This is a genomic window from Chlorobaculum sp. 24CR (assembly GCF_004118635.1).
GTDB lineage: Bacteria > Bacteroidota > Chlorobiia > Chlorobiales > Chlorobiaceae > Chlorobaculum.
In genome coordinates this window covers 34921-51512 of the sequence record NZ_SDGU01000012.1, presented here as the reverse complement: position 1 = coordinate 51512, position 16592 = coordinate 34921, and the positions used below count along the sequence as shown (strand labels likewise).

Annotated in this window: 10 protein-coding genes, 2 tRNA genes and 1 pseudogene; 11 read left to right on the top strand and 2 right to left on the bottom strand. The window is 53.0% G+C overall.

Going from position 1 to position 16592, the window contains the following annotated elements:
- Window positions 1–315: 315 nt before the first annotated feature.
- Window positions 316–1164, top strand: a complete 849-nt coding sequence (locus EST62_RS02875) for a radical SAM/SPASM domain-containing protein (protein WP_129050596.1) — start codon at window positions 316–318, stop codon at window positions 1162–1164.
- Between the two features lie 17 nt (window positions 1165–1181).
- Here EST62_RS02875 and rsmA read toward each other — a convergent pair whose 3' ends face one another.
- Window positions 1182–1979, bottom strand: coding sequence for a 16S rRNA (adenine(1518)-N(6)/adenine(1519)-N(6))-dimethyltransferase RsmA (gene rsmA / locus EST62_RS02870; protein WP_129050595.1), 798 nt, complete (start codon window positions 1977–1979; stop codon window positions 1182–1184).
- 103 nt (window positions 1980–2082) lie between these two features.
- On the opposite strand from rsmA, the gene EST62_RS02865 reads away from it, so the two are divergent.
- The 9 genes and pseudogenes from EST62_RS02865 (at window position 2083) to EST62_RS02820 (ending at window position 13277) form a co-directional block, all read left to right on the top strand.
- Window positions 2083–3066: a transketolase family protein gene (locus EST62_RS02865; protein WP_129050594.1), complete on the top strand. Its 984-nt coding sequence runs from the start codon at window positions 2083–2085 to the stop codon at window positions 3064–3066.
- Between the two features lie 92 nt (window positions 3067–3158).
- Window positions 3159–3494 carry a YbaB/EbfC family nucleoid-associated protein gene (locus EST62_RS02860; RefSeq protein ID WP_129050593.1) on the top strand — a complete coding sequence of 112 codons (336 nt, stop codon included), beginning with the start codon at window positions 3159–3161 and terminating at the stop codon, window positions 3492–3494.
- 12 nt (window positions 3495–3506) lie between these two features.
- Window positions 3507–4121 (top strand): recombination mediator RecR, encoded by a 615-nt coding sequence (recR, locus tag EST62_RS02855; protein ID WP_129050592.1) that lies wholly within the window; start codon window positions 3507–3509, stop codon window positions 4119–4121.
- 46 nt (window positions 4122–4167) lie between these two features.
- Window positions 4168–5556, top strand: coding sequence for an oleate hydratase (locus tag EST62_RS02850; protein WP_129050591.1), 1389 nt, complete (start codon window positions 4168–4170; stop codon window positions 5554–5556).
- A gap of 107 nt (window positions 5557–5663) precedes the next feature.
- Window positions 5664–5736, top strand: a tRNA-Arg gene (locus tag EST62_RS02845).
- Between the two features lie 23 nt (window positions 5737–5759).
- A tRNA-Pro gene (locus tag EST62_RS02840) sits at window positions 5760–5832 on the top strand.
- 561 nt (window positions 5833–6393) lie between these two features.
- Window positions 6394–6930, top strand: a complete 537-nt coding sequence (locus EST62_RS13950; RefSeq protein WP_129050590.1) for a hypothetical protein — start codon at window positions 6394–6396, stop codon at window positions 6928–6930.
- A pseudogene (locus tag EST62_RS02830) lies at window positions 6878–7575 on the top strand (capsular polysaccharide biosynthesis protein); the annotation flags it as partial. The gene EST62_RS13950 and the pseudogene EST62_RS02830, both read left to right, overlap by 53 nt.
- Before the next feature lie 821 nt (window positions 7576–8396).
- Window positions 8397–13277, top strand: a complete 4881-nt coding sequence (locus tag EST62_RS02820; RefSeq protein ID WP_129050589.1) for an Ig-like domain-containing protein — start codon at window positions 8397–8399, stop codon at window positions 13275–13277.
- Window positions 13278–13457: 180 nt separating this feature from the next.
- Here the strand turns inward: EST62_RS02820 and EST62_RS13870 are convergent, their stop codons facing one another.
- Window positions 13458–13580 carry a hypothetical protein gene (locus EST62_RS13870; protein ID WP_256372349.1) on the bottom strand — a complete coding sequence of 41 codons (123 nt, stop codon included), beginning with the start codon at window positions 13578–13580 and terminating at the stop codon, window positions 13458–13460.
- 141 nt (window positions 13581–13721) lie between these two features.
- Between EST62_RS13870 and EST62_RS02815 the strand changes: the two genes are divergently transcribed.
- On the top strand, window positions 13722–16412 hold the full coding sequence (locus EST62_RS02815; protein ID WP_167599142.1) for an Ig-like domain-containing protein: 2691 nt from the start codon (window positions 13722–13724) through the stop codon (window positions 16410–16412).
- The last annotated feature ends 180 nt before the right edge of the window (window positions 16413–16592 follow it).

Genomic DNA, 16592 nt, shown 5'->3' with positions numbered 1-16592 from the left:
AAGTTGTGAAGTTTTTGAAAATTTATTAACTAATCATCGTAGTCAAATAAACAAGTTCAGTTGTTTTCAGGTTACGCCCCCAGATGCACGGGCACCCATCAGTACTTCACTTGTGCCCAACTCAAACATCTCTTGTGCGAGCCCGTTATGGTACGGTTGTACAAAGCAGTGCTCTTAATAGCGGTTTGGTTATTAAAATTTTGAATCTCTTTATTCGTGAGTGAAATGAATTCGCATTCCATGCTTTTTTGTTATTCTTTTTTCCTGTATATGGGGATTTTTTATAATTTCTTGTAATACTGATCATTTTCTGTAATGATTCGCTTGATAAATGAAGCTGTTGTTAAAGCGACTAAGCTTATTTCTTCGGATGACAAGGGAGCATATCTTAAGGCGTTTATTAAAGGGCGTTTTAATTATTTTGTTAATTTGGTGTTGATAAAGGTTGTTAATAGAAATAATATAAAATCAGTATTAATTGAAATTAACTCGGCATGCAATAGGCGATGTGCTTGGTGTCCAAACAGTACTTTTCGTAGGCCTAATAATGGATTTCTTGAAGAGTCGCTTTTTTATGATATTGTAAATCAGTTGGTTGAAATGAGATTTAAGGGTTCGATTGCCTTCAATTTATATAACGAGCCATTGCTTGATAAAAGACTTCCTGATTTTATTAAGTATATCAGAGAGCAACTTCCTTCGTGTTATATCTATTTGAATACAAATGGTGATGTACTAAGTCTTGAGCTGTGGAAGTTATTGAGGAGAAATGGTTTGGATTATGCAAATATATCTCAATATGATGGCAAGCTTAGCAAAAATATTGAAGGTATAATGCAGTCTCTTGATAAAAGAGAGATGAAGCATTTTTATGCTCATGTTTTCGATTTGTTGAGTATTCAGAATAGAGCGGGTCTTGTAACTACTAACACTCAGCTTCCATTAAAAAAAGTATGTACCAATCCTTTTTTTCAGTTATGTATAGATTACAGGGGAAAGGTTGTGCTATGTTGTAATGATTTTTTTGGTAAAATAGAAATGGGCGATGTGAGGACGCAGTCAATAAAAGAAATTTGGGAAAGCACGCCTTTTGTCAAATACAGAAAAGAGCTGAGGAAAGGGAATAGGGCGAATTTAGAATTGTGTAAAATATGCGACATATAGTGACGTCTTTTTTTTGTTCATAATGTTTCATCTCCATCAATCACCCGCGCCATCCCGAACAGCTCGATCAACTCTCCCACTGTCAGCGCTTCCGCTCGTAGCTTGAGCGTTGCTTCCGGTACTTCGGAGGTGTCGTAATATTTCTTCAAATTGTTCCAGAGCGTTTTGCGGCGCTGGTGGAAAGCTCTTCGTACAAAGAGCCGGAAGCCTTCGCTGTCCTCCACCGGTTCATCTGCTTTCGGCACCAGGCGGATGACGGCGCTGTCAACTTCCGGGCGGGGTTTGAAGACGGCGCGGCCTACCTTGAAGAGATATTTCACGTCGCAGAACACCTGCATCTGCACGGCGAGGATGCCGTACTCCTTCGTGCCGGGCACGGCGGCGATGCGCTGGGCGACTTCGTGCTGCATCATCAGCGTTGCCGAGGCGATGAGGTGCCGGTTGTCGAGCAGCCGGAAGAGAATCGGGCTGGTGATGGAGTAGGGGATGTTGCCGAGCACGTGGAGTTTGCCGCCTGCGGCGAGCGGTTCGAGCGGCGCCTTGAGGAAGTCGCCCTCGATGAGTTCGATCTGCGGGTGCTCCTCACGAATGAACCTCGCCAGCTCGCGGTCTTTCTCGATGGCGGTGAACGATGGCACTGTTTCGAGAATCGCCGTCGTGAGCGCGCCGAAGCCGGGGCCGATTTCAAGCACCCGGTCGCCTTCCCTGATTCCCGACTCACGGACGATCTTCTTCGGGATGTTCTTGTCGAGCAGGAAGTTTTGGCCCAAATTTTTTTTTGCCGCTATATGCGTATGCTTATATTCAACTTTCATCGTCGGCCTTTGCTCTGTGATCGCAACGTGATAAGTGGGCAGAGGTTAACCCGGAAGTCCGGGGCCCGCGCAATTTTTTCCAATCTAAGGTATTCTGTCATTAATGGGAGAGAAAAATATCGTCGAGGAACCGGTGAAGTACGCTTCACGGGCCAACAAGGCTACCCGCACGGGGTTCGGTGAAGCGCTGCTCGAAGCCGGACGCGAAAACCCTTCGGTTGTCGCGCTCTGCGCCGACCTGACCGGGTCGCTGAATATGAACCTCTTCCGTAAAGAGTTTCCGGAGCGCTTCATCCAGACCGGCATTGCCGAAGCGAACATGATTTCGATGGCTGCCGGCCTGGCCACCACCGGCAAGACGCCCGTGGCTTCGACCTTCGCGGTGTTCGCCACCGGTCGCGTCTTCGACCAGATTCGCCAGTCGGTCTGCTACTCCAATCTCAATGTGAAAATCTGCGCTTCGCACGCCGGTCTGACGCTCGGCGAGGATGGCGCGACCCACCAGATTCTCGAAGATATCGGCATCATGCGCAGCCTGCCTCGCATGACCGTTGTCGTGCCGTGCGACTACAGCGAAACCAGACGCGCCACCAAAGCGATCCTCGAACATGTTGGCCCGGTCTATCTGCGCTTTGGACGCCCGAACGTTCCTGATTTCACCACCGACGAGGATGGCTTCGAGATCGGCAAATCCATCGAGCTGCATCCCGGCAAGGACGTGACGGTCATCGCCTGCGGCATCATGGTCTGGAAAGCCCTCGAAGCGGCAAGAATTCTTGAAAAAGAGGGGGTGACGGTGCGTGTCATCAACATGCACACCATCAAGCCGATCGACACGCTCGCCATCGTGCGCGCGGCCAACGACACCGGCGCGATCGTGACCGCCGAGGAGCACCAGATGTACACCGGTCTCGGCGAAGCGGTGTCGAGCGTCTGCGCCCGCAACATTCCGGTGCCCATCGAGATGGTCGCCGTCGAGGATACCTTCGGCGAATCGGGCAAGCCCGACGACCTGCTGAAAAAGTACAAGCTCACCACCGAGGACATTCTTGAGAAGATTTACCTGGCGCTGCGCAGGAAGAGCTGATTGGAAGAATCGGTCGTATAAGTCGTATAGGACTTATACGACCGATGAGCACGATTTTCCGGCCTTGAGCCAAAACCACAGGAGAACGAACCATGGCGATGCCCAATTTTGGCGATATGATGAAGCAGCTTCAGGAGGCTGGCTCGAAGATGCAGGATGTGCAGAAGCAGCTCGAAAAGCTCGTCTCCGAAGGCGAGGCTGGCGGCGGCATGGTCAAGGCGAAGGTCAACGGGCGGCAGAAACTGCTCGAACTCACCATCGATCCGGAGATCATGGATGATGTCGATATGGTGCAGGATCTGGTCGTGGCCGCCGTGAACAAGGCGCTCGAAGCTTCGGCCCGACTCGCGCAGAGCGAGATTCAAAAAGCCGCTGGCGGCATGATCAATCCCGCCGATCTGATGAAGCAGTTCGGCGGTCAGGGATAGGCTCTCCGGTTCATGCGTTACAGCTCAGGAGCCGTCGAGGCGCTTATCGAAGAGTTCGCGAAGTTGCCCGGCATTGGTCGCAAGACCGCCCAGCGCCTGACGATGCATGTGCTGCATGAGAGGCGCTCCGAGGTCGAAAAGCTCGCGTCGGCCCTTATCGACGTCAAGGAGAAGGTGATCCGCTGCTCGGTCTGCCAGAACATCACCGATCTCGGCGTTGACCCCTGCCACCTCTGCACCTCCACCGGGCGTGACCGTACGGTTATCTGCGTTGTCGAATCTCCCACCGAGGTGCTCGCCTTCGAGAAAACCGGCCACTACAAAGGATTGTACCACGTGCTGCACGGCGTGATTTCGCCGCTCGACGGCGTCGGCCCCGACGACATCAAGGTGCGCGAGCTGCTGGTGCGCATCGGCCCCAGTGTATCGGACGAGGTGCGCGAGGTGGTGCTTGCGCTCAACCCCACGGTCGAGGGCGAAACAACATCGCTCTATATCAGCAAACTGCTCAAGCCGCTCGGCATCAACGTCACCCGGATCGCCCGTGGCATTCCGGTCGGCGCGGAGCTTGAATTCATCGACGAAGCGACGCTCTCACGGGCGATGGAGGGGCGCTCGGCTATCTGAGCTACAGCGTTCGCATTAACAGTTACTCAGTAATTACTTTCAAGGAATGAACGGAGAGAAAAAAAGGGTTCTGATCATCGGCGGCGGCCTGGCCGGTCTCGCCGCCGCAAAGCGGCTCGTCGATCGCGGATTCCAGGTCAAGGTGCTCGAAAAGCGCTCCATTTACGGCGGCAAGGTTTCGGCGTGGAAGGACGAGGAGGGGGACTGGATCGAATCCGGCACCCACTGCTTTTTTGGTGCGTACGGTGTACTCTACGATCTCATGAAGGAGATCAAGAGCTACCACGCCGTGCTCTGGAAGGAGCACCAGCTCACCTACACGCTCGAAGGCGGCAACAGCTTCACCTTCAACACCTGGTACCTGCCGAGTCCGCTGCACCTGCTTCCGGCGATCATCAAAAACGGATACTTCACCTTTGGCGAAATGGCCTCCTTCTCGAAGTCGCTCGTGCCGCTGGCGCTCCAGAAGGCAAACTATCCACCGACGCAGGATCACCTGACCTTCGCCGAGTGGGCCGAAGAGAAGAAGTTCGGACGCCGCCTGATGGACAAGATGTTCCGCCCGATGGCGCTCGCGCTCAAGTTCATTCCGCCGGAGGAGATTTCGGCCAAGATCATTCTCGACGTCACCGAGACCTTCTACCGCATTCCCGATTCATCGTGCATGGGCTTCCTGAAAGGCTCGCCGCAGGAGTACCTGCACCAGCCGCTCATCGATTACTCCACGCAGAAAGGCGCACTGTTCCAGAACAACATCACGGTGGATGAGCTGCTCTTCGACGGCTCGCGGATTCGCGGCGTGCAGTTGCGCAACGGCGAAATTCTCGACGCAGACTACTACGTTGCGGCGCTGCCGATCCACAATCTCTGCAAGGTGCTGCCCTCGTCGCTCAAGCAGCACGACCGCTTTTTCGGCAATCTCGACCACCTCGAAGGGGTGCCGGTCATCTCGGTGCAGCTCTGGTACGACCGGGAGATCACGCCGATCGACAACGTGCTCTTCAGCCCGGACGGCGTCATTCCGGTTTACGCGAACCTGACCCGCACCACGCCCGATTACCGCACCCTGCGCGGCGAGCGCTTCGACGGCAAGACGCGCTTCGAGTTCTGCGTCGCCCCGGCCAGGGAGCTGATGGGGCTGAGCAAGGAGGAGATCATCGCGCGGGTTGACCGGAGCGTTCGCGCCAATTTCCCGAAGGAGTCGCAGGGGGCGAAAATCCTCAAGTCAACGCTCGTCAAGATTCCGCGCTCGGTCTATGCGCCGCTGCCCGGCATGGAGCAGTACCGCCCGACGCAAAAGACGCCGGTTGGCAACCTGTTCCTCGCGGGCGGTTTTTCGCAGCAGCTCTACTACGACTCGATGGGCGGCGCGGTGATGAGCGCCAACCTCGCCGTCGATGCGCTTGTGAAGGCGGCCTCCGGGAACGGGCATTGAGGCTCGAAAAATTTCCGGAAACTTTTCGAGACCGCGCGAAAGTTGTTCTTTTTTTCGATTTAAATATTATCTTTGCATTCCTGTTTGAATGACCCTTGGGTCACGAGGCCCTTGTAGCTCAGTGGATAGAGCAGCAGTTTCCGGAACTGAAGGTCGGCAGTTCGAATCTGTCCAAGGGCACAAGGTTCAACACAGGGCACCATCGGGGTGTGGCTCAGCTGGTAGAGTGCTGCGTTCGGGACGCAGAGGTCGTGGGTTCGAGTCCCGCCACCCCGACACCAAAGGCGGTTACAGCAAGTACTGTAGCCGCCTTTTTCTTTTTATCCCCTTTCGCCTCCTCCTTTCTCATTATTTGAAACGCAATACCAGCTCCTTGCAGCAACGCCTGTGCGTATGTTGGCGAACTGTTTTTCCCCGAACAAAACCCTTTGTCAGAAGTGCGTCATTTTCAGTATGACCCGCATACTGAATTGCAGGTCGTCTGTGGCGAGCCGTTGTGCTTTTCGGTGGATTTTTTTTGTAAAGCAGTGTAAATAGTAAAGTATTTGAGCGAGTTGCGTATTTCTTTGATATTAAAAAATAAGTGATATATTCTCAGAGTTACGTCTGAATTTTGGCATTCACACTGAGTCTGTTCTCAGCCGTTTGTTCAAAAACGTTCCGCTCAACCAATGGTTTGCCCCTTGCCATTATGTCTCACAGATCTGTTTCCGTCTGCTTTTTTGCACGTTCTCCATCATGCGCTCAGGATCGACGCTCAAGGACTGATGTTTCCTGAGTGACAAGGAGCCTTGCGTTTGTACGGTTTTTGATTGACAGAATTTTATCAGGAGTTCGATGGCTAAAACAAGAGGGTTCCATGTTTCCGGAACGGAGTCGTCAGGAAGAAGAACGATCATTTTTTTGTTTCTGCTTGGCTGCTTCGTCATGTTTCCGGCAGTGCTTCGGGCCGACGATGCGAGGCCTGGTATAGATAGCGACAGGTATCGCTGGCGCGTGAAAGCCGGGTTGCAGGTTGCGCGCCAGTCTCCTGACTTTACCTACGATCCTGTTAACACGTCGGATGTATCGGCCTGGAACACAACCCCTGATCGGGCGTTGACCGATTTTTCCTTTATTTCGCTGCAACGCGACCTGACCGATGTGTCGAGTCTCGAATTGTCGTACCGAACCGATAGTGTTGGCGGTAAAGTCCATGGGAGCAAGCAGGTGTATTTCCTCTTCTTTTATGTTCCCGTTACGTTCACCGAGCCGCTGGAAATGGAGTTGAGGCGTCTGAAACTTCAGTATAACCGTGTGCTGTGGACGCCGGGGCAGTTCAGCGTTGGCGCTCGACGAGCGCGGCCTCTATTTCGACCCCTCCGGGCCGTCTGACCTCGAACACCTGCTGCTGACCGCGATCTTCGAACCTGAGGGGCTGCAACGCGCCCGCGACGTGCGGGAGTTCATCGTGCGGCACGGCATCACCAGGTACAACCACGAGCCGCGCGCGAAAGCTGCCCCGATGCGTGGATCGTCTATAAACCGCATCCCGACGTGATGAGCGGCAACCGGGCAGGCCGGGTCGCGCTGACGGCGGCGATGCAGTGGGCCGACCAGATCGAGAGCAAGCTCTCGGTGGTGAGCTGCATCGAGGCGTGCGACGAGCTGCACACGATGACCTCGCTCTCCGGCTTCGACGCGCTCTTGCGCGGCAAGCGGGTCGTCACGTATGGTCAGCCGTTCTACGCCGGATGGGGGCTGACCGCCGACCGTATGAGCGGCGGCGCAGCGTTCGAGCGGCGCACGCGACGCCTGTCGCTCGACGAGCTGGTCGCCGGAGCGCTCCTGCGCTACCCGCTTTATTGGGACTGGGAGCTGAAAGGCTACACCACCTGCGAAGCGGTGCTGCGCCGGATCGTCGAGCAGCGCGACGAGCTTGAGCGCCGGGGCGGGCTGGAGAAGCTGCGAGCCGGATATCTCCGCCGCCAGTGCCGCAAAGCCCGCATTCTGGCGCGGGCGTTGTTTGCAGGTACGTAGTGGCGTGTCAAGAAAAAAATGGCGGATATTCGTCATCGCGAGGCCCGACTTGTCGGGACGTGGCGATCCATCTTTTGTTGGTTTCGCTGGTTCCCGACAAGTCGGGATTGCCGCGTCGCTATGCTCCTCGCAATGACGGGGAATACAACAGACTGTTTGGTGTTGAGTTGACAGTAGTCATTAAGAAGATTTTGCCGACGGCATCAGGTCGGCTCGTTTCAGCTTGAATCCCTGATTTCACGGGGTCAAGCTTTGTCATTGTATCATTCCGCGACCAAGGCGGCTACGGCAGATGCTGTGGCCGCCTTTTTTTGTTTGAACTAAGGCGCCTTTGTGTGTGGTGCTCATTTTTTGAACCCTATGGGTCAAATTTCATCTGTGAAAACTTATCGAGTACACAGATTATGATGTTGAGCGGTGCTCAAAATTTTCGTGTTCTCGTGTACTTTATGAGTGTTCTGGTTTCTGCGCCACCTCCCCCTTGCTCTTAAGTTGTTCGTGACGCTTTTTGGTATTCCCTTCAATAAGGTATGTTACTCTACGTTTGTTTAAGTTTATACATATAAGTGTATGTGTGTAAAAGAGTGTATCATTTTTCTTGCGAAATGATACAAATATTTTGTACTATGAATTCATTAATATCTGAAGCAGTACCCCCTTCACATTTCTTATTTTCAGATATAATAAATATAGAGAATTTGTGCGGATAATCAGGTTTTTATGCCGTTTTTCTTGTTTTGCTTTCTATATGTATTGGTTTTTTGTGGACTATTTTTGGTAGAGTTCTTTGTTAATAAAAATTAATTTAAAGGAGGCTATTTATGAATTCTGTTAACTTTAATGATGGCTCAGTGCCTGCTAATATATTTATCGCTGTTGATGTTGCGAATGACCGTATACAAAAAGCTATATCAGAGCGAGCATCTCAAATACAAGATATTTTTTCATCAAGTACTTTGCTGAACAATATACTGGATCACTGGGATGCTTCTGGATTTGATGCTTCTTTGATAGAAGTAGTCAGCGCAGAGTCTCTTGCTGGTGCGCGGGCAGCCTATTCTTCTTCGCTGGATAAGATATTTTTGTCTGATGAATTGACTGCGGAGAACTATCCCATGGAGTCGCTGATTGACGCGCTGGTTGAGGAGTTTGGCCATCGTATCGACGCCTTGGCTAACAACAGCGATACGCCTGGTGATGAAGGGCGCGCATTTGCCGCTGTGGTTCGCGGTGAGTCCCCTGTGGTTATTTCTGACAACGATCACGGAAGCGTCACACTTGGTGATGGGAGTACGGTTGAAATCGAGACGTCCGTTTCGGTCACTGACAGCGGCGGTTACGAGGGGTCTAACCAGACGCTGACGTTGGAGTCCACGAATGGTGGTACGATAAGTTATTACTATGAGCACTACGGGATTCCTGATCGCTTTATTATTCGTTACGAAGGCAGAACACTTCTTGATACTGGATTTGTTAGCTATTATAATTCAGGTACACTTACCTTACCTTCTGGTAATTCTGATACCCTAAATATTGTTGTTGCAACGAACGATTCTGGTACTGCTTGGTATTATGGTGTTACCGTCGATGCAAACGAGTGCAAAGATATTTCGCCGTGGAGTATGCTGGGCGTTACGAAAGCGTTTGAACCCAATGATGACGGCACTAAGTGCGAAACCACGGGGACGGTTGAAGTTGGACGTACCGATGGCGCTTCCACACTTATCAGAGCGACGGGAACAAGCGAGAGCAGTTATGACAAGAACCAGGCAGAGTTGAAGGGTGGTACGTTCTATGCTGGAATCGGCGGTATCTCGGACAGTTTGTTCAGAGGGGATGCTACCATCAACTTTACCACGGGCCTGGCTTCCCTCGGTAACGTTCTGCCGGGTGATTTCAAGCTGGCCTCGCTTGATGTTGAGTTTAAGTCAATGGCTTTACTGAAAAATACGTTGGCCTTCGACGTTCATTTTGTCATGCCCGATGCCGTTTCCGGGCTTATCGTTGAAACGTCTGACTTTTACAAGCAGGCTCTTCGGATTACCAGCAGCGGGGCTACTCCTGTTTTAGGTTTCAAAATTAAAATTCCACAGCCAGAGAGCTTCAAGTTTCTCGACAAATTCGAGGTTGAAGCGAGCGACATGTCGATTGAGTATCGTGGCGGGGAAGATGCTTTACGATTTCAGGCAAAGATCAAGCTTGAGAATGAGAGTTTTGCCAAGTTGCCAGCCGGCAGCAGTGGCTTTGGGTCTATCGAGGCTGACCTCAGTGGCGATAACTATGTTCAGATAAATAGCGACGGTGAAATTTCGCTGGTCGGTGCATTAAAAGTTGAAGGTCGGCTTAACCTGATCAAAGGTTGGTCGCTCCAAGATCTCGAACTCACACTCAATACGACGACCAAAGAGATTGGCGGCAGCGCAACGCTGGGTACGCCGTTTGGTTTGAAGTTTGGTGAAGGTGCTGAAGCCAAGGCTTCGGTTGAGTTTGTTTATGATCCATTCCAGCTTGATATGGTTGGTCTTGTTCTGGATAACCTGAACAAGCCCATCCCGGGGTATCCGGCATTTTTCTTCCAGAGAATCGGTGGGTCTGTCGATAATTTTGCTCCATCTAACCCCAAAGACCTTGAGGCTTCGTTTACTATCGGAGCTACACTTGGCCCGCAGATAGGAGGAACAAGGCTTGCCAGGGCGCAGGGTGATATCAAAGTTGATAAGAATTCGATTGAAGGTACTTTGACCACGGATATTCTTACTGCCGATTTCGAGTTTTTGGGCGTGGACCTTGGTACATATACACTTGTGGAAGATAAGAGTACGGCGACACTCAACTGGAATGAAGGCTCTTTTAAATTCGTTGGAACGTCGAATGTTTTGGATGGCTTTTTCGTTACCAGCGGCGCGTTTACAGCGAATACTAACTTTGACTTCGGTTTCTCTCGTACTGGACAAATATCCATTCCAAATTTTGTCCCGAAATGGTTGGGAGGTGGTTATAAAATTTCCAATGCAAATCTGGCATTGAGCTTTACAAATGATGGTGATTACTCTAACGACTATGCGGCCGGTTGGGGAAAGTATCACATCAGTACATTGTGGGCGGATTATAACTTGACGCTTGGCTTGCGGATTGCTTTTGATGGTACTATAAGCAGGATTGGGTCTGCCAATATTCCGAAAATTGGTAGCTGGATGATCGAAGACGGTACGGAATACGTACTGATAAGCGCCATATGGGAAAATCCCGATCCTGATGCAAAGGTCTATGTAGAGATGCCTGATGGCACGATTATCAATGAGGATGATTTTGCCGTTCATCATATTCAGGTGGTTGCTGAGATGTCGAGCGATACTGTCCGCACAGTGATTATTGGTTCCCCAGTTTCCGGTATATGGGATCTCGAACTTGTGGACGAAACAGGGCTTGGCAAAGTTACCTATGAAGCCAATGGTGCTACCGAGGTATCGACGTTTGACTTTACCAATGATCCGGTGGTGAATGCTGATGACAGCGTAGAATACTCCTATTCGGTTGATGTCACAGGGACTACGGCTAATGTCAGTTTCTATTATGATGATGATCTGGCTGACTTTGATGGAATCTTTGCGGGGTCTGCGGTGGTCAGTGATGGAGACGGTACATTTACCTGGGATACTATGGGGGTTGTTCCCGGTAGCTATTATATGTATGCGATGCTGGACGACGGCACTGGACCGATCATCATTGCCGAAGAGGATACTCCTGTAAATGCGGGTTCAGAGGCCGATGTTTCGGTAGCCGTCACTCAGGATGCCGTGACTATTCTGCCTGGTGATACCGTTCGTTACACCTTTACTGTTACCAACGAGTCAACCACGACGACGGCAACGGGGGTGACAGCGTTGGTCAATCTTTCCGATACAGTAACGTATCAGTCGAGTTCAATCGCAGCCGGTAATTCCGATTTTGCCGATTATGCCTTTGATGTAGGTGATGTTGTTCCCGGAGATTCGGTGAACTTTACGGTGGATGTAAAGGTGGACTCAACTGCCGAGCCAGGTGACCAGGTTGGTACTGATATTTACGTGTTGAGTGATACCTATGATCCGGAAGCGCTTAACGATTCGGCTGGCATTGAAAGCCTTGTTAGTGAACTAACAGCCGCCCCGGCAGGCTCGGTTGATCTTCAGGTCAGCTCTACTCTTGATACGCTGCCTGAGCCTACGGTCAATGATACCATCCAGTATGATGTGACTATCGAGAACATTGGCACATCAGATGCCTCCAACGTGCTCCTTGCCGAATCGTTCAGCAATCTGAACAACATGTCGTGCACGACTCATGCCTTTTCTCAATCGGGGGATGAGTTGAATGTGGTTCTCGGCAGTATCGCTGCCGGAGGTTCTGTAACGGTAACTTTTAGAGGTACCGTCCCTTATGCCGGTACGATTCGTACGACAAGCAGTGTTGCCTCTGATGATATTGATGGTGAGATTATTAACAACGAAGAGATTGTTGCTCTTACAGCTCTCGGTGCTCCTCCGGATCCTGCTGATCTCTCATTGGCGATAACCTCCAGTACACGTGGCGGCTCTGTTTATGTTACAGTTACGTTAACAAATTCGGGTCCTTCTATAGCATCGGGTATAGAGGTCGCGATTAATACCGAACATGACATTACGCCTGATAGCTGGAACGCACTCCAGGGTACGTATGATTCATCAACAGACATCTGGGATGTCGGTAATGTCCGTGATAATCTCAGTCGCTCGATAACGCTTGTTTACGATGAACAGAAGTGTCTCGATACGATTCAGGCCGAGGTGGTTTCGGTATTCGAATCCGATCCTGATTCTGTTCCGAACGATGGAACAGGCGATGATTACGCATCGATTTCACTTCAGGTGCCAGGAGTGACCATTGAGGGCAGTGATGCTGCTGATCTTATCGATGCCGCCAATACGGTGAATCTTCAGGCGCTTCCCACAGATAATGCGGATTCGATCAATGGGAATGAAGGCAATGATACTATTGAAGCTCTTGGCGGCAACGATACAATAACCGGAGGTGCTGGAGATGACAGTATCGATGGAGGTGCATGCGATGACACCGCCGTGTTTAGTGGTGAATACAGCAATTACATTATCAGCTACGATGCCGGTACCGACACTTACCAGGTGATAGATACCTCTGGTGCGGATGGTACTGATAGTGTGACTGATGTCGAGAACTTCGCATTCGCCAACGAAACTTTCTCGACGGATAACACGGTCAATACGACACTTCCGGAGCTCGATCCGAACGAAGCGCCTGTCCCGCAGGCTATTGATGACGATATTGTCATTTCGTTCGATGATATGGTTATGGCAGGCACAGGAGAGATCACGTTATACAAAGGCTCAATCGCTGCGGGAAACGAGGTTGACACATTCGGTGTAACGGACCCAGAGGTATCGTTTGTGGGCAAAACCCTTGTCATCAATCCTGATGGGAACCTGGAGTATGCTACGGACTATTACGTCACCTTCGCTGACGGCAGCGTCCTCGATATTGCCCGCAATCCTTATGAGTACGAAGATGAAGATGAAGATGACGCCTTCCACTTCTCGACCCTCGATGCCGCCGTAGCGGCTACCGGGGGTTCGTCGGATGGACTCAGTGCCGGAGCTGTAGTCGCGGGCTTGGCCGGGATTGGCTTGCTTGCGTTTGTTATCTTTTAAATCAACGTACGTTCGCAGTTTTGTTTTGGCGGGGTTCTCAAAGATCCCGCCAAACATTTACTGTCGTTACGGGGGTGAATGCGTGCCGGTTTCTTGTACTTTGCAATCTTCGCGAACATCTCAGCCTCCATCCCTGACGGAAATTCCCAATCGGTTCGTTTTTCCCACGTGCCAATCGGGTCACTGCCGTAATCGTAATGCCGACAATTCGGCAGCTTCCGTCACGGCGCGTCCCGATACCTCCTCCCGCCCGTTGCCATCCTGTCCTGCCACGCCTTTATGAAAGCCACCCACCAACGTCATGTCCCGCTGACGGATTCGCGGCGATGGCTTTGTCAGGAACGAAAATATTCTCAGGTCACCAGTGTGTGAGATTACTGAATGATTTCTTAAAATATGCTCTGCGGTGCCCCCAACCCATTCACCATTTTTCGGAGACTCGGTATGTCTGGAAATCAGCTTGTTTTCGACAGTCAGGATGAGCGCGAAAAAGTTTTCGTCGCAGACGGAAGTCTGTTTGCCGGAACCGGCCTCTTCATGTCGAGCCGGTACGACTTTGCCTCTTTTGCCGCCACGGTCAGCGATGAGGGCCAGAATCCTGAAACGGCAGGCGGTTACGATATGGCCGGCTATTTCGGTCAAGATGTGCGGAGTTATCCCTCTATGAAGGCCATCGGTTTGTGGAGAGGCGACGGCGGCGACAATTACTATTATGGCACCAGCGGCCCGGATGATCTCGCGGGAGATGGCGGTAACGATACGATCTACGGATACGACGGCGACGACACGATCTCCGGTGGCGAGGGGCATGACTACCTCGGCGGCATGGAGGGCGATGACGTCATTCGGGGTGATGCCGGAGACGATCTGCTCGACGGGGGGATGGGCAACAACAGCCTGTACGGCGGCGAGGGCGACGACTACCTTACGGCTTATGGCGGCAATGATCTGCTCGACGGCGGCCAGGGGGCCGATAGCCTGTACGGCAACGGCGGCGACGATATCTACGTTATCGACGACCGCAACGATGTGATTTTCGAGGCCAATGCAGGCGATACGGCAGTGGTGTCGGTCAACGGCTACAGCGTTCCGCAAGGGTTGACCGAAGTCGTTTATGAGGAAAATGTCGAGCCGCTGCCATACTTCATCGCCGCCCTTAAAAGCGTCAACAATCCGTACTGGGGACGATACGGCGAGGCGCAAACGCTGACCTACAGCTTCGCTCTCGCTGCCACCAACGAGCAGAATTTTCAGCTCTACACCGCCGAGCAGCAGGCGGCGGTAGCCGGGGCGCTGGGCAAATACAGCGCCTTTTCGGGCCTGTCGTTTACCGAAGTGGCCGACAGCCCGGATGTTCAGATTCGCTTCTTCCGCGACGACCTCTCATCGGCAGGCATGTCGGCTGCGGCGGGGTACGCCAGCCTCAGCCAGTCAACCTCGACCTCGCTCAACAGCGTCAGTATTCCCTACTTCGTGATGACGACCACCTCTCACGAATCGATCCATATCGACGTCAACGATTTCAGCTCCAGCGACAGCATGAATCCGGGAACCTACGGATTCCAGGTGCTGCTCCATGAAATCGGCCACGCCCTCGGCCTCAAGCACCCCTTTGAAGATGGCGCGGTTCTGCCGGAGGATCAGGACAACACCGACTATTCGGTCATGTCCTATACGATGCGGGACTATGACCTGACCGAACCGGCCATTCTCGACATCGCGGCGATGCACTACTTTTTCGGCGTGAACGGCTCGGCCCTCTCCGGCGACGACGCCTACGATTTCAGCGACCACTACCTCTGGGACGGCTCCGGTATCGACAGCTTTTCGGCCGCCGCTGAAACCGGCGATGTCTATCTCAATCTCAACGCCGGTAGCTGGCTGTACGCCGGGCTGAAAGACGCCACCGATCTGTTCGCCGCGGGCCAGGCGTTCGTCGGTTTCGGCACCACGCTCGAAAATGGCGAGGGGGGTTCCGGCAACGACCGGCTGATCGGCAACGGCGTCAACAACCAGCTTTCCGGCATTGGCGGCAATGACGTGCTGAGCGGCGGCTCTGGTGACGACACGCTCGACGGCGGCGCGGGCGACGACACGGCGCTCTTTAGCGGAGCAGTCGGCGAGTACGCTGTCGTCTATGATCCGGCGACCGGCAGCTACAGCGTAACGGACGGCGTGGCCGGGCGTGACGGCGTCGATACCGTGCTCGGCGTCGAGCACTTCAGCTTTGACGGGGTCGAGGAGCTTTTCCCGGAAATCGTGCTCTTCAGCCCGGCAAACGGGGCTGGGGGCGTTGCGGTTGACGCCGATATCGTCATCACCTTCAGCGAAGCGGTCACCGGCGGCAGCGGCTTCATCGAGCTGCGCGATTCCGGCGGAGGACTCGCCGAGAGCTATGATGCCGTCGCAAGCACCCGGCTCGCCTTCACCGGCGACACGCTCACCATCGATCCCGGCACCGATCTCGAAGCCGGAACGGCCTACAGCCTCGTCATTCCCGACGGAGGCATCCTCGACCTGCACGGCTTTGCATACACTTCGTCGGGCGACCTCTACCAGTTCACCACCGAGGAGTCGGGCTCTCTCGTCGAGGGCGCGGTGAGCTTCTGGCAAAGCGGTGCGGCGCTGGCGGGAGTGGAGCTGAATCTTGTCTCGAAACCGGAGGAAACCGTCGAAGCGACCGCGAGCAGCAACGCGGATGGCGTGTTCAGCTTCGGTCGAGTCGATGAAGGGGAGTACGGGCTGAATGCCGGGAAGCCGGTCGATGACGGGGCCAGTCGCGCCGTCGGGGTAAGCGACGCCCTGGCGGCCTTCAAACTCGCATTCGGCAGGAATCCGAATGGCGACGGGGAACCTGAGCCGACCGCCTGCCAGTACCTCGCCGCCGACATCGACCGGAACGGCAGCGTCGAGGCAGCCGACGGCCTCGGCATCCTGAAAATGGCTCTCGGTCTCTCGTCAGCCCCGGAGCCGGATTGGATCATCGCGCCGGAGAGCGTCGCCGATGCGGAAATGTCGGGCGACAACGTCGATTGGCGCGAAGCCGAAATCCCCGGCGTGGCGCTCGCCGAAGACGTTGATCTGCAACTTGTCGGCGTGCTCATGGGCGACGTTGACGGGAGCTGGGCGGCCTGATTCCTTCGATGAAATAGCCGTCAGCCTGTCATCGGTATTGAATGGACGAGCCGGGGGCAACGCAAAAGTTTATGCCTGAAAAAAACGCTGAAAATCGGGGTGTATCGGCGTAAATGTGGTGTTTTTTACAAGAATTATAAATACATTGATACCTTCTAATTACTCGTATCCATAGTGATG